This window comes from Lysinibacillus sp. YS11, assembly GCF_002896375.1.
GTDB lineage: Bacteria > Bacillota > Bacilli > Bacillales_A > Planococcaceae > Lysinibacillus > Lysinibacillus capsici.
Genome location: NZ_CP026007.1, coordinates 1878520 through 1897647, shown reverse-complemented (window position 1 = coordinate 1897647; position 19128 = coordinate 1878520). Strand labels below are relative to the sequence as shown.

General features: G+C 36.7%; 27 protein-coding genes. 13 read left to right on the top strand and 14 right to left on the bottom strand.

Annotated elements, in window-relative coordinates:
- Positions 1 to 55: 55 nt before the first annotated feature.
- From LBYS11_RS09130 to LBYS11_RS09115, 4 genes are all read right to left on the bottom strand, one after another.
- Positions 56 to 835 carry a class I SAM-dependent methyltransferase gene (locus LBYS11_RS09130; RefSeq protein WP_103117912.1) on the bottom strand — a complete coding sequence of 260 codons (780 nt, stop codon included), beginning with the start codon at positions 833 to 835 and terminating at the stop codon, positions 56 to 58.
- Between the two features lie 136 nt (positions 836 to 971).
- The gene (locus tag LBYS11_RS09125) at positions 972 to 1187 is read right to left on the bottom strand and encodes a hypothetical protein (RefSeq protein ID WP_004228847.1); all 216 of its coding nucleotides are present in this window, start codon (positions 1185 to 1187) and stop codon (positions 972 to 974) included.
- A 160-nt stretch (positions 1188 to 1347) separates the two neighbouring features.
- Positions 1348 to 1881, bottom strand: a complete 534-nt coding sequence (locus LBYS11_RS09120; protein ID WP_103117911.1) for a GNAT family N-acetyltransferase — start codon at positions 1879 to 1881, stop codon at positions 1348 to 1350.
- A 102-nt stretch (positions 1882 to 1983) separates the two neighbouring features.
- Complete coding sequence (locus tag LBYS11_RS09115; RefSeq protein WP_103117910.1) at positions 1984 to 2835, bottom strand: GNAT family N-acetyltransferase; 852 nt, start codon at positions 2833 to 2835, stop codon at positions 1984 to 1986.
- A gap of 276 nt (positions 2836 to 3111) precedes the next feature.
- Between LBYS11_RS09115 and LBYS11_RS09110 the strand changes: the two genes are divergently transcribed.
- The 3 genes from LBYS11_RS09110 to LBYS11_RS09100 all read left to right on the top strand — a co-directional run bounded on the left by LBYS11_RS09110 (position 3112) and on the right by LBYS11_RS09100 (position 5482).
- Complete coding sequence (locus LBYS11_RS09110) at positions 3112 to 4284, top strand: multidrug effflux MFS transporter (RefSeq protein ID WP_181574682.1); 1173 nt, start codon at positions 3112 to 3114, stop codon at positions 4282 to 4284.
- A 304-nt stretch (positions 4285 to 4588) separates the two neighbouring features.
- Entirely contained in the window at positions 4589 to 4774 is a 186-nt protein-coding gene (locus LBYS11_RS09105) for an antitoxin VbhA family protein (protein WP_048390572.1), read from the top strand.
- Positions 4775 to 4777: 3 nt separating this feature from the next.
- The gene (locus LBYS11_RS09100) at positions 4778 to 5482 is read left to right on the top strand and encodes a Fic/DOC family protein (RefSeq protein ID WP_048390571.1); all 705 of its coding nucleotides are present in this window, start codon (positions 4778 to 4780) and stop codon (positions 5480 to 5482) included.
- Between the two features lie 270 nt (positions 5483 to 5752).
- On the opposite strand, the gene LBYS11_RS09095 is transcribed toward LBYS11_RS09100, so the two are convergent.
- Positions 5753 to 6253 carry a hypothetical protein gene (locus tag LBYS11_RS09095; protein ID WP_227744841.1) on the bottom strand — a complete coding sequence of 167 codons (501 nt, stop codon included), beginning with the start codon at positions 6251 to 6253 and terminating at the stop codon, positions 5753 to 5755.
- 95 nt (positions 6254 to 6348) lie between these two features.
- Between LBYS11_RS09095 and LBYS11_RS09090 the strand changes: the two genes are divergently transcribed.
- Positions 6349 to 6801, top strand: coding sequence for an NUDIX domain-containing protein (locus LBYS11_RS09090; protein ID WP_103117908.1), 453 nt, complete (start codon positions 6349 to 6351; stop codon positions 6799 to 6801).
- A 33-nt stretch (positions 6802 to 6834) separates the two neighbouring features.
- On the opposite strand, the gene LBYS11_RS09085 is transcribed toward LBYS11_RS09090, so the two are convergent.
- On the bottom strand, positions 6835 to 7278 hold the full coding sequence (locus tag LBYS11_RS09085) for a GNAT family N-acetyltransferase (RefSeq protein ID WP_103117907.1): 444 nt from the start codon (positions 7276 to 7278) through the stop codon (positions 6835 to 6837).
- A gap of 10 nt (positions 7279 to 7288) precedes the next feature.
- Positions 7289 to 7606 carry a MazG nucleotide pyrophosphohydrolase domain-containing protein gene (locus LBYS11_RS09080; protein ID WP_054548807.1) on the bottom strand — a complete coding sequence of 106 codons (318 nt, stop codon included), beginning with the start codon at positions 7604 to 7606 and terminating at the stop codon, positions 7289 to 7291.
- 79 nt (positions 7607 to 7685) lie between these two features.
- On the opposite strand from LBYS11_RS09080, the gene LBYS11_RS09075 reads away from it, so the two are divergent.
- A complete protein-coding gene (locus LBYS11_RS09075; RefSeq protein ID WP_103117906.1) occupies positions 7686 to 8261 on the top strand; it encodes an LOG family protein in 576 nt (191 codons plus the stop codon).
- A 43-nt stretch (positions 8262 to 8304) separates the two neighbouring features.
- Here LBYS11_RS09075 and LBYS11_RS09070 read toward each other — a convergent pair whose 3' ends face one another.
- Positions 8305 to 8502 (bottom strand): transmembrane Fragile-X-F protein, encoded by a 198-nt coding sequence (locus LBYS11_RS09070; protein WP_054548795.1) that lies wholly within the window; start codon positions 8500 to 8502, stop codon positions 8305 to 8307.
- A gap of 118 nt (positions 8503 to 8620) precedes the next feature.
- On the opposite strand from LBYS11_RS09070, the gene LBYS11_RS09065 reads away from it, so the two are divergent.
- The 4 genes from LBYS11_RS09065 to LBYS11_RS09050 all read left to right on the top strand — a co-directional run bounded on the left by LBYS11_RS09065 (position 8621) and on the right by LBYS11_RS09050 (position 11677).
- A complete protein-coding gene (locus LBYS11_RS09065; protein WP_054548796.1) occupies positions 8621 to 9598 on the top strand; it encodes a dimethylarginine dimethylaminohydrolase family protein in 978 nt (325 codons plus the stop codon).
- 81 nt (positions 9599 to 9679) lie between these two features.
- The gene (locus LBYS11_RS09060; RefSeq protein WP_004228871.1) at positions 9680 to 9925 is read left to right on the top strand and encodes a YkuS family protein; all 246 of its coding nucleotides are present in this window, start codon (positions 9680 to 9682) and stop codon (positions 9923 to 9925) included.
- Positions 9926 to 10055: 130 nt separating this feature from the next.
- Positions 10056 to 11222, top strand: a complete 1167-nt coding sequence (locus LBYS11_RS09055; protein WP_054548797.1) for a Ger(x)C family spore germination protein — start codon at positions 10056 to 10058, stop codon at positions 11220 to 11222.
- A gap of 107 nt (positions 11223 to 11329) precedes the next feature.
- Positions 11330 to 11677, top strand: coding sequence for a VOC family protein (locus LBYS11_RS09050; protein ID WP_054548798.1), 348 nt, complete (start codon positions 11330 to 11332; stop codon positions 11675 to 11677).
- Positions 11678 to 11745: 68 nt separating this feature from the next.
- Here LBYS11_RS09050 and LBYS11_RS09045 read toward each other — a convergent pair whose 3' ends face one another.
- From LBYS11_RS09045 to LBYS11_RS09040, 3 genes are all read right to left on the bottom strand, one after another.
- Entirely contained in the window at positions 11746 to 12906 is a 1161-nt protein-coding gene (locus tag LBYS11_RS09045) for an MFS transporter (protein ID WP_103117905.1), read from the bottom strand.
- A 179-nt stretch (positions 12907 to 13085) separates the two neighbouring features.
- Entirely contained in the window at positions 13086 to 13238 is a 153-nt protein-coding gene (locus LBYS11_RS23210; RefSeq protein ID WP_167444836.1) for a hypothetical protein, read from the bottom strand.
- A gap of 126 nt (positions 13239 to 13364) precedes the next feature.
- Positions 13365 to 14018, bottom strand: a complete 654-nt coding sequence (locus LBYS11_RS09040; RefSeq protein WP_054548800.1) for a hypothetical protein — start codon at positions 14016 to 14018, stop codon at positions 13365 to 13367.
- Between the two features lie 199 nt (positions 14019 to 14217).
- On the opposite strand from LBYS11_RS09040, the gene LBYS11_RS09035 reads away from it, so the two are divergent.
- On the top strand, positions 14218 to 14523 hold the full coding sequence (locus LBYS11_RS09035; protein ID WP_233732611.1) for a DUF3923 family protein: 306 nt from the start codon (positions 14218 to 14220) through the stop codon (positions 14521 to 14523).
- A 307-nt stretch (positions 14524 to 14830) separates the two neighbouring features.
- Here the strand turns inward: LBYS11_RS09035 and LBYS11_RS09030 are convergent, their stop codons facing one another.
- The 3 genes from LBYS11_RS09030 to LBYS11_RS09025 all read right to left on the bottom strand — a co-directional run bounded on the left by LBYS11_RS09030 (position 14831) and on the right by LBYS11_RS09025 (position 16554).
- Positions 14831 to 15226 carry a hypothetical protein gene (locus LBYS11_RS09030; protein WP_054548470.1) on the bottom strand — a complete coding sequence of 132 codons (396 nt, stop codon included), beginning with the start codon at positions 15224 to 15226 and terminating at the stop codon, positions 14831 to 14833.
- Between the two features lie 255 nt (positions 15227 to 15481).
- Entirely contained in the window at positions 15482 to 15652 is a 171-nt protein-coding gene (locus LBYS11_RS23040) for a hypothetical protein (protein ID WP_155483362.1), read from the bottom strand.
- A 14-nt stretch (positions 15653 to 15666) separates the two neighbouring features.
- Positions 15667 to 16554, bottom strand: coding sequence for a helix-turn-helix domain-containing protein (locus tag LBYS11_RS09025; RefSeq protein WP_054548471.1), 888 nt, complete (start codon positions 16552 to 16554; stop codon positions 15667 to 15669).
- A gap of 195 nt (positions 16555 to 16749) precedes the next feature.
- On the opposite strand from LBYS11_RS09025, the gene LBYS11_RS09020 reads away from it, so the two are divergent.
- The 3 genes from LBYS11_RS09020 to LBYS11_RS09010 all read left to right on the top strand — a co-directional run bounded on the left by LBYS11_RS09020 (position 16750) and on the right by LBYS11_RS09010 (position 19126).
- Positions 16750 to 16971 carry a helix-turn-helix domain-containing protein gene (locus LBYS11_RS09020; protein ID WP_054548472.1) on the top strand — a complete coding sequence of 74 codons (222 nt, stop codon included), beginning with the start codon at positions 16750 to 16752 and terminating at the stop codon, positions 16969 to 16971.
- Positions 16972 to 17045: 74 nt separating this feature from the next.
- Entirely contained in the window at positions 17046 to 17675 is a 630-nt protein-coding gene (locus LBYS11_RS09015; RefSeq protein WP_054548473.1) for a hypothetical protein, read from the top strand.
- A 179-nt stretch (positions 17676 to 17854) separates the two neighbouring features.
- Positions 17855 to 19126: an Ig-like domain-containing protein gene (locus LBYS11_RS09010; RefSeq protein ID WP_233732608.1), complete on the top strand. Its 1272-nt coding sequence runs from the start codon at positions 17855 to 17857 to the stop codon at positions 19124 to 19126.
- Positions 19127 to 19128 lie beyond the last annotated feature (2 nt).

Below are 19128 nucleotides of genomic sequence, written 5' to 3'. Positions count from 1 at the left end.
TGATGCTGTAATCGAATAAAAATGGAGAGGGTTGATCCTCTCCAGAAGGTGGTTATTATTTTTTCTTGGCGATCCAAATCGTCCATCGATCCTTTTCAATGATGGAACCTTCAGTGGTAATTGCATTCCTTATATGTTCAAGAAGAGTCGATAATTGGTTGTCATTCAATTCATGCAATAGACTACGCCCCACTCTACCTTGTAAATCAGCCAATAATTGCTCCTTATTGGCATAGACCTGTCTCGTCTCCCATAGTTTGAGTTCACTAATTTCTTGAAAGCCTACTTCTTGTAAGCTTTCTGCCACCAACTGACTAGTGTGTCTGCGCTCTACTTCCTTTTGAATAAGCGAAGGAAAACTTTCAAAGAAATAGCCCCTTATATGATGAGCATCCCCTGGAAGTAAGCAATCCTCTGGGGTGCGATCCTGTACGATAAAATAACCGCCTTGCTGTAAAAGCCGAAATGCCTCTTGAAAGCATGCTTTGACATCTTGTATATGATGAATTAAGGCTCTTTCAAGCACGATATCAAAAGTATCCCCTGCAAGCCCTGTATTGAAAGCATTTCCTTGAACAAATGTGATTTGCGGATATGCTCGACAATTTTCTTTCGCTCCGTCTAGCATGGCTAGTGAAAAGTCTACACCTGTTACAGATGCCACCCCCATATCGACAAGTGCCTTGGCATAAATCCCTCCGCCACAGCCGATATCTACTGCCTTTCCCATACTATGAAAAGGAATATGTTTCGCTAACGCTGCCTTCCATGAGCTATCTGCCTGTCTAGTTGTATAAGACGTACGATGTTGCTGATTATGGAAATCAATCCCCATTCTCTTCACCCTCCCCTTTTATTTTAGTGTACAAGTAGATCACCCATAAGAAAAATCTATAATTATTATAAAAATACATAAGCTTACCTTATCAAACGAAAAACCCATGCTGGGATCTGCATGGGTTGAGCTACCATTAACTATTTCTAGTAGGATGGGAGGACTTTAATATGGTCCGTTCAATTATTCTAATTTCGTTATTTAGTTTTGTAATCGCCGCTTCAATTTGTTGATAGCGCTCCATTCGCTTGACCTTCTCTGTTGGAATGGAATCCTTTAAAGCAGCCTGTCCCGCGTATAAGCTAGACAGTAAATCTAGCTTTTGAAAATAAGCTGTGCTATATTGCTCCATAACACCCAGCCCCTCATCTGTTACTTTTTTACACGAACTTATGAATTGTTGTTCATATAAGAACTATAACCGAAAAAAGCAGCCTCAAAACTCCATCTAAATTATTATTTATTATCCATTTCCAAGTAAATGATTATTCTATAAAAGCGCTAAAGCTATGTTATTCATCTTTTTTTAACAAAGAATAGATAAATGTATCATGTGCTTGTCCCTTTTGATACATATAGTCCCTCAATATGCCTTCCTGTTGGAATCCAAGCTGAATTAAAAGCTTGGAAGATGCCTCATTCTCTAAAAAAACAACGGCTCCAATCCGGTTTAAGTTCATATCCCCAAAACCATATGCAATTACTTTCTGCACAGCTTCTTTTGTATAACCCTGCCGCCAGTAATCAGGGTGAATTTCATAGCCAATTTCTGCTCGTTGATGTGCCGCCGACCATAAATGAAAGCCAACTGTACCAATCACTTCATTCGAATCTTTTCGTTCAATTCCCCAACGAATCCCACGCTTTTCCTCAAAATTTTTAGCAAATTGCTTAATTAACTGCTCAGCCTGCTGTGTGTCAGTAAAAGGCTCCTGCCCATAATAGCGTGTTAAAGCCTCATTGGAAAAGCAACGAAAAATCGCAGGAACATCCTCCTCTGTGAGCTCTCTTAACCTAAGTCTTGCTGTTTCTAATTCTGGAAACATGCTGTTCCCTCCTCTACCATCCATATCATTCTCTACTCTTCCTTCAAAATCCTTTTTTGACAATACAAACGTGCAAACCCCAAAGTAGGCTTGCACGTTTGATTACCCGAAGGCTTGTGCTGCTAGAGCATATAATGTTTGATTTCTTGTAGGTATTTTTTTGGCATTACGGATCATGACAGGTGGTGTTGCAGCCATCGTAAAGCCACTTTGTTGTAAGATTGGAGCAAGCTCCTTTTGAACAGATGGGCAGTCGATACGTAATTTCCCCTGATAGCCCTTAGCCAATTCATTGATAATATGATGCGCTATTTCTTTACTTGGCGCGACGATTGGTCCTAAAAGTAGATAAATTGGCCCCGCGATTGTTAAGCCATAGCCAATCATTTGGTTGTCTTGATTTTTGACAACAACACAGCGCTGTGACTGCTGTATTCTTTTACGCAAAAAGATTCTTCTACTATCCCCAAAGGCTGCTGCGTCAAGTTGGGCCAGCTGTTCAAAATCCTGTTCTTGAAATTCTTTGATGGTACCTAAAAAATCGGCTTCGCTGGTCGTCTCAACATATTTGTCTGCCAAATATTTATGTACATGCTCAACAGTTGTGAAGCCCATTTTTTGATATAAAGGTTGTCCTTCTTTTGTAGCTACGAGCATAATCGCTGTTTCCGCTGAAACACTATCGATACAGGCTTGTGTAACGATTCTACCTAAGCCAAAACCTCTGCATTGCTCATGCACAATCACCATGCCAATGGAAGCTACATTTGTGTCGTAGGGAATAATGGCTGCACTGGAAACAATTTTTCCTTCCATATTTTTATGTCCAACTATTCTACCTGCTGCCATAATCGTTTCAATTTCGTAGGCATCGTAATCCCATCCAACGGAAGCTGATAGCTCGATTAATCCCTGAATATCACTAGAAGTAAATAAAGTTAGCTCAAAATTCAATTAGATACACCCTCTCAAAAGAACATATGTTTCATTTTACAAAATCCCCCTTCCATATACAAGCAATATCTCTTAGCTTTAGCAATTATTACTATATAATTATTGTAAAATAGCCTATAATAGTTGCTAGACTATGCACTCCTACTTCAAGCATATAAAGGTGATTTCAACATGACATCCTATGAACGTATTCTTATAATGGTCCCGCCGTTTCCCTAGCTACGCAATCTACTTGAAACTAACAAAGTAGAATTTTGCTTGTAGGAGGGCAATATGTTGAAAAAACAGGCAGTACCATCTTTATTATTAATGATTGTTCTTGTGGCTTTTCCACAAATTAGTGAAACAATATACACACCATCACTTCCGGATATTGCCGCTGCACTTGATGTAGCCAATAGCTCTGTCCAATTAACATTAAGTATCTATTTTATTGGCTTTGCGTTCGGCGTTTTCTGCTGGGGATGGATTTCTGATTTTATTGGCCGTAGACCTGCCATGCTAGGTGGTTTAATTTTTTATGGAATAGGTAGCCTACTCTGCTTTTACGCAGAGACAATCCCTTTTCTATTAGCAAGTCGATTGCTACAAGCATTCGGCGCTGCAACTGGCTCCATTATTACGCAAACCATTTTGCGTGAAAGTGTGACGGGAAGTCAACGCCATGCTATGTTTGCTCAAATTTCAGCCGTCATTGCCTTTACCCCAGCTATAGGGCCGTTAATTGGTGGTTGGGTGGATCAAGCACTGGGCTTTCGAGCCGTGTTTTTTGTCCTTGTCATCATGAGTATCCTGTTGTTTATCTATGCTTATTGCAGACTTCCAGAAACAACCAATCCTGCAACAAGACAAAGAACAGCGATTTGGCCTGTCGTCAAACGCATTTTTGCTTCACCCATCGTGCTTGTCTATGGGCTACTAATAGGAGGCATTAATGGTGTTCTATTTAGCTACTATGCCGAAGCACCCTTTATATTCATCGAGCATTTCCAGCTGTCACCTGGCCTGTACGGATTTCTTGGCATTATCGTTGCCCTTGCTTCCATAATTGGGGCTATGATTTCAAAGCGACTCGTCATCAGCCATTCGCCACAAAAAATCATCCATGTTGGCTGTTTGGTAATGCTTGGTGGCACTTTGCTTTTGACCATCGTTTGTACCCTGCCATTGCACGCGAGCATGATGGCCATTGGTATGCTGATTACTATTTTTATCACACTGCTAGGCTCGGGCATCGCACTTCCTAATTGCTTAAGTTTAGCGTTAGTAGATTTTCAGGATGTGATTGGCACAGCAGGCGCTATCTTTAGTCTCGGCTATTACTTACTCGTCAGTGCCATCACATCTGGTATGAGCTTACTGCATAACGGTTCTTTACTGACAATGCCACTTTATTTCTTAGGTCTATCCTTGATAATGTGGCTTTGCGGGAGAAAGTTTATTCGATAATGGAAGAAAGCGGGCTTCCAATCGCTATCGCTTTTAGATAGATGAAAGACTAGAACAAAACCTCTTCTCCGAATAGAAAAAGTGGGTGAAATTTTACTCTTCGTAAAATTTCACCCACTTTGATTATAGGATAGCCTAGCTCTAAATTTTTCCCACTGGCACCTATTGAATTTTCTCACTCAAAGTGTAAATACTTAATGACAAAGATTGAACTATGTCAGTAGGCATCGTGCAGTGATCTAACTATCTCCTGATGCATAAAACTGATATAATAGATATACCATTAAAGTGAGGGGTGTTATTTATGAAAGAAAATTCATCCTTAGAACGTAAAAAGCAAGTGCAATTCGCAGTTGGTATGGCTGCCATTGACGGTGGAAAACCGAGCGCATTTACACAGAACCTCTTAAACCAATATGAAAATGGTCAAGTATCATCCAGCCAATTGAAACAAGCGATTGTTGAAAAATATACAAGGGCTTCACAGTAGTTTATGGATCCATATATTTATCCTAATACAAATGTCTTAATCAACAAATTAAATATTCGAGATGAACAACAATTGATTGACGTTGAAGCACAACTGTTAATCGCTGGGATTATAGATATTTCTTCTATCACGCATGAGATTGACTTCCAAAAATATAAAAGTCTCCAAAAGATTCATCACTTCCTTTTTCATGAGCTATATTTATGGGCAGGAGAATTCCGCACAGTCAATATTTATAAAAGCGAACATGTTTTAAGTGGATTATCTGTTGCTTATAGTGATAAAGATCACATTGTATCTGATTTAAAAACTATTTTCAGTTGGTCTAAATCTAAGCAATGGAAGTATTCTAATCCTCTCCTTGTTGAGGACTTTTCTTCATTTATGACAAAACTTTGGCGTGTTCATCCTTTCCGAGAAGGAAATACACGAACGGTATCGATTTTCATGAAGCTTTTTGCTGAAGCAAATAGGCTAGACTTCAATGCTCAATTGCTCTCACAGTATGCAGGATATTTACGAAATGCACTAGTTCTTGCAGCAGTAGAAGAAGCTCCGGAACCACAATATTTATTGAAGATGATGACAGATGCTCTGGATGTAGCTGATTTCAATAAATTCAAGGCTGACGATGAAACGTCTAATTATCAAGTAATTGGGCGTTATGATGTTTCCAAGTATAAAGAAAAGCCCTTTGAAACGGATTAAGGAATGATTTATTTACAGATTTAATACGCTAAAAAGGATGGTGATTTGTAATTGAATCATCATCCTTTATATATATATTTCGCAAATGGGATCAATTAATTCATTTAAAACCTTTTACTCTTAGAAAAATCACCTCCTAATTGAAATTTAGTTTTTAACCCCATATTCAATCGAAGGTGTATTTTTTTATTTGTCTATACTGTTGAGGTCAGTCCTCAACATCAATTTTCCACTTTTTATACACCTACTAGTTTTTTCTAGCTGCTTCTCCTATCCTTGAAAATAATAATCCAACACTTCCTGTGGGGTATGAAAAACTTTGTTGCTTTGCGTTTTATAAAGAAATTTGGGATTCGTACAGGCTTTCTCTAGACTTTTTGCTTGCTTTAGCTTATCCGTCATTTGCTCTATAATATCTGTGTAGCCATCGAGCTGGTTTGAAATTTTCGGTAGCATCGTTGGTGAGATATCGAGTACAATAGAGACTTGATCCTCAGCATAACTATTTAAATTGATAAAAAAGCATTCTTCCAAATGCTTTGAATGTTTATCTACATTAATGACAGCCTCTTGATAATTGGCGATTAACCCTGTTGATGTATTCGTAATTGTAAAGCCTTGCTGTGTCAAATGCTGTTCAACTAGCATTAAAAACTGCTCGACCTCTGCATCTAGCTTTGGTGTAACAGTTGATTGAATTAAATCATTACATTTCTGATAAATGGTATCAATTTCGGTCTGTTTTTCGACAAGTAATTTAAAATTGGACATTGAATACACGCTTCATCTCCCCTTTTTACTAAGGTAGACATTCATGAAGCGTTTTAGTCATGATCACGAAAAATAACAATTAAAAGGAGAAGTCCATGATTAGAAATTCTGTCAAAGCCATCATCATCGTGGATGGGAAACTATTGCTAACAAAAAATCAAGATATAGAGGGCTACTTTTACCTTTGTCCAGGTGGTGGACAGGAGCATGGAGAGACCTTTCACAAGACGTTGCAAAGGGAATGCCTGGAGGAAATTGGCTCCTCCGTTCACATTGGAGAGCTGTTATTTATCCGTGAATACATCGGACAAAATCATGAGCATGCCGCCTTTGACGCTGATGTACATCAGGTAGAATATTATTTCCTCTGTCAGGTAAATGCGCAAACTTGTCAACCAACGAATCCTGATAGTCTTCAAATTGGGACACAATGGATACCGATTGAAAAGCTTCATACATATAGACTTTACCCCAAAGCGCTTACCCAACCATTACAGAAATTTATACGAGGACAACAGACAACAATCTATTTGGGCGATGTCAATTAAAACAGGCTGTCTATCTCCTTAGACAGTCTATTCTTAAGGAAGCACTTTCACCATCGTATAGTAGCTACTGCCTGGTGGATAATCTTTAATTTCTCCCACTACTTGATAGCCATGTGCCTCATAAAAGGTACGCGCTTGAAACTCGTAGGTTGTCAGTAGAGCTTTTGTTGCCCCCATGTCCTTGGCTACTAACTCTGCCTGTGCTAAGAGCTTTGTGCCAATTCCCTTTCCACGATATTCTTCACTAAACCAAAATTTATGTATTTCTATCCATCCCCAGTAGACTTCAGCTGTTATACCACCTATCCATTGCTGCTGTTGATCTGTGACGATTAACTGTAAAGGAAGAATCGTACCCTTCTTTCTACTTTCGCGATGATAAGGAGATTGCTCATTATTAAAGGCACGAATTTTTTCGCTTAAAAAATTTGTAAAATCCTCATGCTGTCCCCGTAAAACCTCTACTTGATATTCCATCTCGATCCTCCTATTCCTGGTAACGCTTTATCAGCTTGTCTTGATGAGCTGCAAATATTTCTTCTAATGGAATATCGTACTGATTGGCAATCACTATAAGATTTCCTAAGACATCCCCTAGCTCTTCAATTAGCTCCTGCTTATTTTCTTCAAAGGATGGTGTTTTTTCATCTGGTCGATCTCTACCAATCTCGATTGCTCGAATCGCCCTGGCTACCTCACCTGTTTCTTCTGCCAAGAAGCCAATACGTGTAAAAATATTAAGCTCTGACCAGCCACGTGCTTCATAGTAATCCTTTACCCAGCGTTGAAATTCATTTAGTTCCAATTCAGTTTCCTCCATTTCCTTCCTCTTCAAAATAAATTATACTATAAAAGAATTCGATCAGATATGGAGGAAATCAGCTATGAAAAGTATTGCCTTATTTTGCGGATCCAGTCTAGGCGCTTCCGATGCTTATCGTCAAGGAGCGATTTTACTAGGAAAAGAATTAGCCAAAAGACAAATTACTCTTATTTATGGTGGTGCTTCTGTAGGCATCATGGCAACAGTAGCGAATACAGTGCTAGAAGAAGGCGGCAAGGTCATTGGGGTGATTCCGACATTATTAGAAGAACGTGAAATTGCGCATCAACAGCTGACAGAGCTGATTGTTGTAAAGACAATGCATGAACGTAAAAGTAAAATGATGGAATTAGCAGATGGCTTTATTGCCCTTCCTGGTGGACCTGGAACATTAGAGGAATTTTTTGAAGTATTTACGTGGAATCAAATCGGGCTGCTTCAAAAACCTTGTGCTATTTTCAATATGGAAAACTATTTTGATTTATTAATATCTTTCTTTGACCATATGCAAAATGAACAATTTTTAAAAGCACAATATCGTGATGCACTTATTGTTGATGAGGACGCAGCAGCACTATTAGATAAATGTGAAAGCTTTGTTCCTCCAGCTGTGAAAACTTATGAATTAAGCAAATAATAAAATGGTGAGGGTGGACCTAATTGGACTATCCTCACCTTTTTCATAATTCTGCTTTCTTTTCCCGCCTTTTCACTGCTACCACAGCAATCAATACCATCCCAAGCTTCACCAGCCCAATAATGGCATACAGACTAAATGAAAGAATCGCTGGTAATAATACCAGCCACCACGACCATGTAATGACATTTGTTAGCTTTAATACGACAAAGACAATGGTCAACACTTCTGCAATGCCCATCATTTCACCACCTTACAGCCCATCCTTGACTATATAGTAACTATATATCTTACGATAAGGAACATTACAGGAAAAATTTTCACTACTTTTTCTAAATCATACAACAGGAGGCAGTAAGATGACGAATATTTTTGTAAAAAGTGAGTTTGCTCCTTTAAAACGAGTTGTCATGGCGCAATCGGAATTTGCTTTTCCAGCTAAGGAGGCTCCAACAGATGATGAATTTTTAACAGAAGAAACACTAGCACTTTATGCAAGCGTAGATACACTCGGTAAAAATTTTAAAGATGTCTTTCCAGAAAGACAGCAGCAATGGGAATTGGAACGAGCAAATTTAAAAAAAGTATTAGAAAAATACGGGGTAGAAGTACAAGTACCAAGACGTTTAACAGACTATGAAAAAGAAGTAGGAAAAGAAGATGGCTATAGCAATTTCTTCGTTCGCGATCCCTTTTTCACTATCGGCCATTTTTTAATCGAGGGCTCCCTTCGATTCCCACATAGACGCAACGAAGTTTTGCCCGTACGTAATCTTTTAGCACAGGAAGCAAATGAAAATCAATGCTTCTATGTCTCCATTCCAAAGCCTGATATGGCAGATGGTTTAGATTCTGAAGTTGGCCCGTTCTTAGAGGGCGGTGATGTGTTAGTGTTAGATAAAACGATTTTTGTCGGGAATTCAGGACTAGCCTCCAATAAAAATGGTGTGCAGTGGCTGCGTAATTTAGCGAGTAACTTTGATTATACGGTGGTCGAAGTGCCGCTTCATCCAACCATTCTTCATCTCGACTGTGCGCTTAGCCTCGTTAGAGAGGGTCTAATGATTGTCTGCGAGGAAGCACTCATTGATGGTATTCCCAAACAGCTAAAAGATTGGGATAAAATTCACGTTTCCCTAGAGGATGCCGCAAAACTTGCTACTAACGGCTTACCTATTAATGAAGAAGTCTATATTACAGACAAAGAATTTACATGGATTGGCGAGCAACTAGCGAAGAGAGGTATCACCGTAGAATATGTTGACTTTACGATTTCTCGAAGCTTTGGCGGTTCTTTTAGATGTAGTACACAACCCCTATTACGCACGGATCTCTAGAAATTATCTCTCCCCACTAAAAAATAGTATGAATAATGAGCAACCTGAAATGGCACATTATTTGTAGGAGGTGGACAAGAAATGTCTAGAATTATTGGTGTGGAACAATCATTAACGAATATCGAAGATGCTTTAAAAGCACAAGGCTTTGAAGTCATCCAGCTTCGCAATGAAGAGGATGCGAAAAAATGTGATGCTTGTATTATTACAGGTCAGGATCGCGATGTCATGGGAATTAGTGATCCAGTTATGGAAGGTCCTGTGATTGATGCGAATGGACTATCGGCAAACGAGGTCGTTGAACGCGTCCAAAAATATTTCCACTAAAATCATTAGTGCTGTCTCTACGTCATTTTGACGAGAGCAGCACTTTCATACATACAAATGGTCTCTACTTATAATACCTTGCGTTCTTGTACAAACTAATATACACGAACTTCAAAAAGTAGGGAGATATATGAGCCAAAAACAAATTGCGATTGTTATTTTAATGCTGACGACTACACTACTGCTATCAGGCTGTTGGGATGTAACAGAGCCGCAACGCATGTATTACGTACAAGGTGTGGGGGTTGACTACAAGGATAATGAATATACAGCATACTTACAAATTATCAACTTTGCTAACGTAGCGAAAACAGAATCAGCTAACCCTAATGCAGCGCCTACCGAAATTGGTCAAGCGAAGGGTAAGACAATAGAAGAAGCCATTTACAAATTGTATCGTTCAATGGACCAAGAAGTATTTTGGGGACATATGACCTTTCTTCTCTTCTCAGAGAGTGCCATGAAAGCTGAACATGCGATTGCGGTTATTGATACTTTTCTACGCTTTCGAGAGACAAGATATCATATTTGGGTTTACTGTACCCAAGATCCTATCGAGGATGTTTTATTAGTTTCTCCATTGTTAGAGAAATCACCAACTGCCACCAAATTAAGTAATCCTAAAAATACAGCGAAGCAGGAGTCATTTGTAGAGCCTGTTAATTTAAGACAGCTCGTCATTGGCTTAAATGAGCCCAACCACGAAATGAAAATTCCTTATGTAACCGTCAACGAAAACTGGGAGACAATGGATGGCCCCAAAACAGAAACCTTTTTTGCTGGCGTTGGTATTCTTTCAAAGGATAGTTTTAAAGGCTATATTAAAGGCAAATCTGCACGTGGAATAGAGTGGATGAATGATGAAACAAAGCAAGGAGAAATCACCGTCGAATTAGAAAATAATGAAAAAAGTGATTACTTAACCGTCGATATTAAAAAGCTAGATGTTAAAGTCAAGCCAATTGTGAAAGGTAATGATGTAAAGTTTGAGGTAAATTTAAAATTCGATACGATTTTAAATGGTTTTAAAGGAAAGCTGACACCCAATCAGGTAAGAAAAAAAGTAGAAAAAGCCGTCAAGGAAGAAATCCTAACTACCTTTGAGGAAGGACTAAAAATGGATGCGGATGTCTTTCGTCTGTCCGAATATCTCTATCGTAGTAATGTAAAGGCTTGGAAGAGATTAGAGAAGGATGGCAAAATTCCTTTAAGCAAAGATTCCATCAGTAAAATCGATATTCATATTAATAAAGTAAGCCCTGGCCGTAAAACATTTGCAGAAACGATTACCGAATAATAGGTAGAGATCATCCAAAATGGCATGGTCTCTTTCTTATGGCCACCTTGTCATGCTATAGTAATGGAAAAGATGAGGAAACGTTAAACAGACAGGAGATCGAGACGATGATAAAAGGCTTTGGAGGTATACTTTGGCGAACAAAGAATCTAGATTCTGTAAAAAAGTGGTATAGCGAAACCTTGATGCTAGAAATAAACGATTGGAATGGGACAATCATTAAACCCCAAGAAGGCAATGAAACGATCCTTTCTTTTTTCACTGAACAGGACAATTATTTTCCAGCAGAACAGCAAGTGATGTTAAATTTCCAAGTTCATGATGTAAACGAGATGATAAAGCATCTTGAACATCTTGATGTCCCACTCGCAAAACCTCTAGAGTGTAACGAATTTGGAAAGTTTATTTGGATTAAAGATCCAGAAGGTCGACTGATTGAGCTTTGGGAGAAATAGTTTACCCTTGCGTTATATAAGTCAAAGAAAAAAGGACCAGACACTTGAGACTGGTCCTTCTTCCTATATTAATGGTTTGTTTTCTTATTAAGAATGTAATCCCGATAGACTAACAGAGCGACAAGAAGAAAGCTAAGGCTAACAAGTCGGAAAATCATTTCTATACTTATCCATTCAGCTAAAATTCCTAAGATAAATGCGCTCATACCTACTCCAACATCAAAACTGGAAAGAAAAGTGGCATTGGCTGCACCACTTTTGGCTTCACTTACTTTTTGAACAGCCCAGGTTTGTAGGCACGGCATAACGGTGCCATAGCCTGCACCAAATAAAATCGCAGCGATAATCAATGTGAAATTATTTGTAGTATAGGATAACACGATTAAAGATAGAAAACCGAAAATCGCTGACACAATAATGATCGACCATGGTCCATGCTTATCAAACCATTTCCCTGTAAAAGGACGTATTAAAGTGGAAACAATTGCATTGATAAGAAAGAATAGAAAAATATGCTTTAATCCCTTTTGTTCACCAAAAAGGACTAAGAATGTAATAATAGCGCCAAAACCAAGCGTCGTCACAACAGTCAATACTGCTTGAAACCTTACTTCTTTTTCAAATATCGCTTCCATAAACCGAAATGGCTGCTTGTCATTTTGAATAGGTGTTGTTGCATGCACAAAGGAAAGCATTATGATCGCAAATAGGCTTAGGAAGGCTGACGACCAAATCAGCGTGTGAAAAGAAAAGGTACTGTAAATAAGGATACCGAGACTTGGTGCAACAATCGCTCCCACGGTTGTGGATACCGAGAAATAGCCCATTCCCTCTCCTAATCGAGCTTTAGGGATACTATCTACAGCCATTGTACTATTGGCTGTCGTGGATACACCCCACGCTGTTCCATGGAAAAGTCGGAGTAATAGGAAAATCCAAATCGTGTTAAGCAATGGATACAGCATTGTAATTATGAGTAATGCTATACTTGCCACAATTGCTAGTTTTTTCCGATTATGATCCATTAAATAGTACCCTACAAAAGGTCTTATCGTAATGGCACCTAGTGTAAATACCGTCGTCACCAAGCCTACTTGCATCGGATTGGCGTTTATGCTTAATAAATAGGCTGGTAAAATAGGCAATAGCATTTCAAATCCTATAAAAATAAAAAAATTACTTATGAATAGAAAAAGAAATGATGAAGTAAAAATTGGTTGTTTTTTCATAGTAAATTCCTCGCTTCTAATTATTTTTCTAAATTAGAAGCGCTTGGAACACTGCAACATTCCTTAATTGTCTTAGTTTTTTTAGCAATTCACTCACCCTCTCTCAGTTTTATCACAACAAAAAAGACGCCATAAAACCGGCGTCTACCAATTACTTTGTATGGTTAAAAAGTCATTTTTCACACATGACTGACAAAAGCAAAAAGCTTCCGGTTACTACTTTCACTATGCTGTTTTCTTAAAAAACCACAGACTGGTCCCTTTGAGCCTAAATCATCTAATTGTAAAAATGTCTTTACCTCAATCGCCGTTCTTCTGAAAATAGTTTCCATGACTTTTTGCCTCCTCTCTCAAGATCAATTCATAGCTTACTATAATTTAATACAAGTTTACCACAAAAGCAAATACAATGTTGAAACTATGTATAAGACGCAAAATATTTTCCACGCATGGACTATTTATAAAGTTCTTTCCTTGTCACCGTCTATTAATTGAACATGCACCTTGGAGGAGCCACCTCCCTCTATATGATTAGGAACATTTGTTAAATTGAGTAATTCCTTTAGATGAATAGCTTTTTCACGATTGGCCTCGATGGTCACATGATATGGCCCTGCTATATTCATCAGTGAATTCATCCGCTTATCGCCTTTAAAAAAATTCGTATCGATAAATTGTAAATCAAAGGACACAGCTTCATTGCTTCGATTATGTAAGACAATGGTACATTCCCCATTCATTAAGTCTTTTCTCACCATATCAAAACGACATTCTCCATCCCCTTTGTATGAAATGGCCATAATGCCACTAGCAAAGGTTTCTTGATACGCCACGATAAGCAAATGAGGTAAAAATGAATAAATTAATACTACAATAACAAATGTTCGAAAATGATATTTGTTGATGCTCCTAAGTAGTAAAATCATAGCAATTATAAATAAAATCGAGCCAAAGATGCCAAGTAACACGTATCCATCTTGTGTTTCGATAGGAATTGACATGAATGTAGTATGTGCCATACTTGCTTCATTGTAAGGATACGGAAAAAACAGACACATACAAATACCCAACATAACGATTGATCCTATAAACGTCTTTTTATTGTTCATCATATGCTGCCTCCTTTCTTAGGTAATACATAATATGCACATACCAAATTTACCATATATACCCTAAACAAGGAATGAAGCCTATGAAAAACTTCTATTTTTAAAATAGTCAATCCGTCTGTAGGCTGAGATGTAGGACCGTCTATAGGACATTTCCAAATTTAAGGTAAATTGCTATAATTAAGAAACGCGAGGGAATTACATGAAGAAAGAGGGTGCCATAGTGGGTATGAAAATAATTTGGTGGGCTGTAAATATTGTATGGTTATTGATCTTTTCTGGCATCGCCGTATTTATTGGGGCAAGAAATGTTGATGGTGCAGGAATTGTGCAAACACCTGAAGTAAAAATGGTTTCATTCGTTATTCTGGGCCTCATGTTTCTGATCGTTTTGCTTGTGCAATTAATTTTTCTTTACTTTATTAAAAAAGCACACAAGCTCACTTTACGAAAATCACTTAAAAAGAAGCGAGAGGCTATATTAGCACTCGCTTCTTTTTCACCTTGATGCACATAACTCCCTAAAATTACAGCCACGACAATGCCATTTTTCTTGTGTTTGTTCAAAGTCCTCGATGTCCACGGGCTCGTTGGAAAAAATATCAGCCTGATAGTTAACTATAACTTTCATAAAGTTTCAGTGTAAATCAAAAGCTGTATTTATTAACGATTTTCAATCATTGTGTTTTCATTATTAATCACCAACTGTTACTAAAAGTCATTTGGGGTCACCTTTTGGTCACTTTTTAGTCACTCGAAGTCGCTTGTTTTTATGTATAAGAAATTAAGACCACCCATCACGGAGTGGTCTTATTTTATAATTTTTTATCTTCTAATAAAGTTTTTAAAACCACACTGCCAGCACCCAATGATATTGCACAAACAAAACCAAAAATAGCTTTGATGTGTTTTCTTTCTTTTTCCTCTCTATTAGTTTGATAAGTACGTTGATTCTCTTTTTCCTCTTTCATTCTATTTAAAATATCTTCTCTTTGTTTGTGTAAACGAGACTTTTCCTCTGAGGAATCACTCTCTAGAATTTCTTTATTTACATTACTAAGTGTTTCACCAAGACTGCCCATGTATTCTGAAGTTGAGATAGTATCATTTTCTGTTATTTTTACACCATTCGTATTTCGTACTATTTCCTTTGCTAATTCACTAATATTTTTTATTACATCTGAATTGAGTTTAAAATCGTTTTTATCCATAGTAAAACACCTCACAAGAATTATTAGATAATCAAATTATACACTTTCATTTCTAAAATAAGGTATTTATGTTACGTTTCATACACTATATTTTTCATTAATTTGACTGTTAAAATTATATAGCATCTCTAATCGTTAAAGTATCTATAAAAATAATGGAGACATTTGAATTAATACATAACCTAATCCAGTGTTCATAATGTATTACAAGCACTCACTATTACGCAACATCGGGTATACAAATGGACATAAAAATCACTGAACAATATACACTCTCCTACGAGGCTCTATATACATCTTTTTATCATTATCAACAAGCTTATTAACATTTGTGGATGGCTTCTCGAACTGCATCTCCTCATATTGATCCAGTAAATCAAAGATTGTTAATTGACCTTGTTGTTGCATGTATTCAAAATGAGTCATTTCTCCATCTCCTTTTACCACAACAACCAGTTATCGATTGTTGGTACTGTATTTGATTGTGGATGGCTATCTCGTTCTGTTAACCAATTGTAGAAAGGCACTGGACGCTCTCTATCTGCCTTTTCTTCTATAGATGATGAATTATTCACCTTCTTATTAGAACGCTCTATAGCCTTGTTATACGACCCTACAAATACGGCTCTTAATGTACTAGTGATAGTTAATGTACCGTTCGCAATATCACGGATAATGTTAGCTAAAACGTCCTTAGCATTCACAAAATCACGTATATCGTTCATTTTTGTAGCCAAGATACATTTGTGAAGTTGATCTTTCAATTCATCTTGTAAAGGCATCGAGTGCATGAAATCGTATAGCATCACTTGGTACTCGTTCATGTACTCCTTTTTCTTTTCAGCTTGCAAAGCTAATTCATTGCCAAGACTCATAATATTATTTGCTTGTTTAGAACTAAAAAGATTAAAAGATTTAGATGCTTGGTTTTCAGATTGTGGATGGCAAACCGCGTCATCACTGACTTCATCGACTGTCTCTCGTTGGGACACGCTCGATGGGACATAAGGTAAAATGCGATAGATACTAGCCCCTTTAATGCCATTTAATTTAGTGCTTGGTACTTTTTCGATGATGCCTAACTCTGCTAATTTCTTCATTGATCGATAAACAGTTTTTGTACTGATTTCCAATGATGCAGCAATAGTACTTGCTTTTAAATGGCATACTCCTGCGTGTTCTAAGCTGTGTGAGGCAAGTTTGAATACGATTGCTCGTTCTGATTCTGTTAAGTCGTAATAATGAACCGCCATGTGGTCCTCCACACTCTTATCCATATCTGCTACTGAATCGAATGTTATGTATTGTGCTAGGTATTCGAATGCCATTTGTGTTTCACCTCACTCAGAATTTACTTAAAAGAAATCGAAGTATAAAAAATATAAAAAATATAAATTAGTGCTTAAATAATTTCGATTAAGTAAATCATAATTTCGTTTAAGTAAAATGTCAACATTTAATTTCTTTTAAGTAAATTATGGTTTATAATAAAAATAACATAATAACATGAGAGTTGGTGAATAATGGGCGCTGAATTAAAATCTAATCTTGGAGAACTATTGAAAAAACGAGGTTGGGATCAAAAGAAACTTGTGGAGATTACAGGTTTAAATCCTCGCACCATAAGTGAATTAGTTAATGACAAAACAATTCGTATAAATAAGAATGCACTAGAAAAAATAGCCGATGCCCTAAACATTGAGGATATTTCAGAAATAATACAATTTACGAAAACAGATGACTAAGTAATGTTGTCTGTTTTTTTATATACAAATTATACCGAATTACCTAAAATGGAAATGAGAGGAGAGATTTCAATATGTCTGAAGAAAAAGAAAAAACTGTAGTGAAAAAGGAAAACACTGAAACTCCTAAAAAAGGAGGTTGCCTAAAAGGTTGTTTAACCTTACTAATACTTTTCGTTATTCTTGGTGGTTTGATTGGTGCTTGTTTTGGTGGGGAAGATGATAATGATAAAGAGGCAAAAAAAGAAGAAGTACCTGTAACTACAGAGCCGAAGGATAATGAAGAAAAAGAAGTTAAAGAACAAAGTTTGGCTGAAAAAACTGAAAACGCAATTGTTGATGCGATAAAAGCTAAAACTAATATGAAAGAAAAGCGAATAGTATCTATTGAAGGAGATGCTAATCTTTTAAAAGTTACAATGAATGCTGACGAAAGTCTTTCAACTAAATCCACTAAAGAAAGCATGTGGATAGACACAGCAGATGCTTTAGAGGCTGTACATTCTATTGAAGAAATTAAGCAAATCGCAATCATATGGAAGTTCCCTATGGTTGATACTTATGGTAATACTGAATCACTAGAAGTTATGCGTATATTTGTTAATCGAGAAACATTAGATAAAATTAATTATGAAAATTTCAACTATCAAAAAATACCTGATATAGCCTTTAACTATTATATGCATCCAGCATTTAACGAATAAAAAATAGGTCACACAATCGAGTGGCTTTTTTTATTAAATATGTAAGAAACTTATCATGGTAAATAAGTACCATATTGGTTAAAGTTGTTTTTATAGGATATTTATAATATCCTTGTTAATTTAAAGGAGGATACATAAGTGGTAAATTTTTTAAGAAAAGTTTGATTTATTTAGCGTTAATGCTGCTAGTACTAGTTAGCTTTAATGTTGAAAGTGCATCAGCAGCAGAAGTAATAGATTATGAAGAAGGAGTAACTAATTTAAATAATACTCCTGAAAATAGTGCAGTAATAGGTAGTCAAATTGTTAAACCAGAAATCGGTTGGAAGCGATACGATGGAAATAACCCTAAAATATTAATAGCTAATCCTTCAGATCATTATGATGTTTTAGTTAACGCGTATTATAACGGTATTTCATCTTTTTTTACTAAGAGCAGTACAGCAACTTTCTATTTCAGCGGAACTAAATTTAGGATTATTGGCGCTATTTTCTCTAAAAGAAGTGACACTATTGATGTAAGCATTGATGGACATTCAGCTGATATTTTTTCACAAAACATATCAAATCTAAATATAAATCAAACACAAAGATTAACTTATGAAAAAAACAGTTTATCTCAAGGTATTCATAAGGTAGTTATAAAAAACTTAAATATGTACGAACCATTTGAAATAGATGCAATAGATGTTGATGGATTTTTGCTATCTGAAAATGATGTACCAAGTACTGAATCTATTACATTAGATAAAAGTAATCTAGAATTGTTTGAGGGAGATTCCGCTAAGTTAACTGCAACAGCCACTCCAAACAGCGCAAATATTATTTGGACAAGTAGTGATAATAGTATTGCAACTGTAAGTCAAGACGGTCATGTAACTGCTATAAAGGAAGGGACAATAACTGTCACGGCACAATTAGCAAATACAAATTTAACTGCAAACTGCATTATAACTATTAAGAAGAATGGAAGTCTAGAAACTAAAACTATCACATTAGACAAGAATGCACTTGAACTACTAGAAGGTAATAAAGATAAATTAATTGCTACAGTCTTACCTGAAGACTCTTTGAATAAAAATGTAATTTGGTCAACAAGCGATGAATCAATAGTCAATGTAGACCAGAACGGTAATGTAACAGCAATTCGTGAAGGCGAAGCAATGATTACCGCTAAGGTCGAAAATACAGAATTATTTGCGACCGCTACAGTTATTGTTAAGAAACCAAACAATGAATCTTCAAGTGCAATTTTGAGTATTACTTTAGTAAACGGCATGACAAAAGAATATGATGTAACCAATGCTGTTTTAAACAATTACTTAAATTGGTTCGATACTGCAAAAGGTACTTCAACATTCAAATTCTCAAAAACAATTTCACCTTATAAAAAGGTAACAGAATACATCGTACATGATAAAATTGCTTCATTTGAAGTAAGAGAATATTAATC

Excerpts from the sequence above, each read along its gene's own strand:
- LBYS11_RS09035 (WP_233732611.1), top strand. The coding sequence starts at position 14,218 with ATGAAGAAAGAGGGTGCCATAGTGGGTATGAAAATAATTTGGTGGGCT.
- LBYS11_RS09050 (WP_054548798.1), top strand. The coding sequence starts at position 11,330 with ATGATAAAAGGCTTTGGAGGTATACTTTGGCGAACAAAGAATCTAGAT.
- LBYS11_RS09105 (WP_048390572.1), top strand. The coding sequence starts at position 4,589 with ATGAAAGAAAATTCATCCTTAGAACGTAAAAAGCAAGTGCAATTCGCA.
- LBYS11_RS09030 (WP_054548470.1), bottom strand. The coding sequence starts at position 15,226 with ATGGATAAAAACGATTTTAAACTCAATTCAGATGTAATAAAAAATATT.
- LBYS11_RS09100 (WP_048390571.1), top strand. The coding sequence starts at position 4,778 with ATGGATCCATATATTTATCCTAATACAAATGTCTTAATCAACAAATTA.
- LBYS11_RS09125 (WP_004228847.1), bottom strand. The coding sequence starts at position 1,187 with ATGGAGCAATATAGCACAGCTTATTTTCAAAAGCTAGATTTACTGTCT.
- LBYS11_RS09070 (WP_054548795.1), bottom strand. The coding sequence starts at position 8,502 with ATGGGCATTGCAGAAGTGTTGACCATTGTCTTTGTCGTATTAAAGCTA.
- LBYS11_RS09060 (WP_004228871.1), top strand. The coding sequence starts at position 9,680 with ATGTCTAGAATTATTGGTGTGGAACAATCATTAACGAATATCGAAGAT.
- LBYS11_RS09055 (WP_054548797.1), top strand. The coding sequence starts at position 10,056 with ATGAGCCAAAAACAAATTGCGATTGTTATTTTAATGCTGACGACTACA.
- LBYS11_RS09075 (WP_103117906.1), top strand. The coding sequence starts at position 7,686 with ATGAAAAGTATTGCCTTATTTTGCGGATCCAGTCTAGGCGCTTCCGAT.
- LBYS11_RS09095 (WP_227744841.1), bottom strand. The coding sequence starts at position 6,253 with ATGTCCAATTTTAAATTACTTGTCGAAAAACAGACCGAAATTGATACC.
- LBYS11_RS09085 (WP_103117907.1), bottom strand. The coding sequence starts at position 7,278 with ATGGAATATCAAGTAGAGGTTTTACGGGGACAGCATGAGGATTTTACA.
- LBYS11_RS09120 (WP_103117911.1), bottom strand. The coding sequence starts at position 1,881 with ATGTTTCCAGAATTAGAAACAGCAAGACTTAGGTTAAGAGAGCTCACA.
- LBYS11_RS09090 (WP_103117908.1), top strand. The coding sequence starts at position 6,349 with ATGATTAGAAATTCTGTCAAAGCCATCATCATCGTGGATGGGAAACTA.
- LBYS11_RS23040 (WP_155483362.1), bottom strand. The coding sequence starts at position 15,652 with ATGACTCATTTTGAATACATGCAACAACAAGGTCAATTAACAATCTTT.
- LBYS11_RS09130 (WP_103117912.1), bottom strand. The coding sequence starts at position 835 with ATGGGGATTGATTTCCATAATCAGCAACATCGTACGTCTTATACAACT.
- LBYS11_RS09065 (WP_054548796.1), top strand. The coding sequence starts at position 8,621 with ATGACGAATATTTTTGTAAAAAGTGAGTTTGCTCCTTTAAAACGAGTT.
- LBYS11_RS23210 (WP_167444836.1), bottom strand. The coding sequence starts at position 13,238 with ATGGAAACTATTTTCAGAAGAACGGCGATTGAGGTAAAGACATTTTTA.
- LBYS11_RS09025 (WP_054548471.1), bottom strand. The coding sequence starts at position 16,554 with ATGGCATTCGAATACCTAGCACAATACATAACATTCGATTCAGTAGCA.
- LBYS11_RS09045 (WP_103117905.1), bottom strand. The coding sequence starts at position 12,906 with ATGAAAAAACAACCAATTTTTACTTCATCATTTCTTTTTCTATTCATA.
- LBYS11_RS09040 (WP_054548800.1), bottom strand. The coding sequence starts at position 14,018 with ATGATGAACAATAAAAAGACGTTTATAGGATCAATCGTTATGTTGGGT.
- LBYS11_RS09010 (WP_233732608.1), top strand. The coding sequence starts at position 17,855 with ATGCTGCTAGTACTAGTTAGCTTTAATGTTGAAAGTGCATCAGCAGCA.
- LBYS11_RS09015 (WP_054548473.1), top strand. The coding sequence starts at position 17,046 with ATGTCTGAAGAAAAAGAAAAAACTGTAGTGAAAAAGGAAAACACTGAA.
- LBYS11_RS09020 (WP_054548472.1), top strand. The coding sequence starts at position 16,750 with ATGGGCGCTGAATTAAAATCTAATCTTGGAGAACTATTGAAAAAACGA.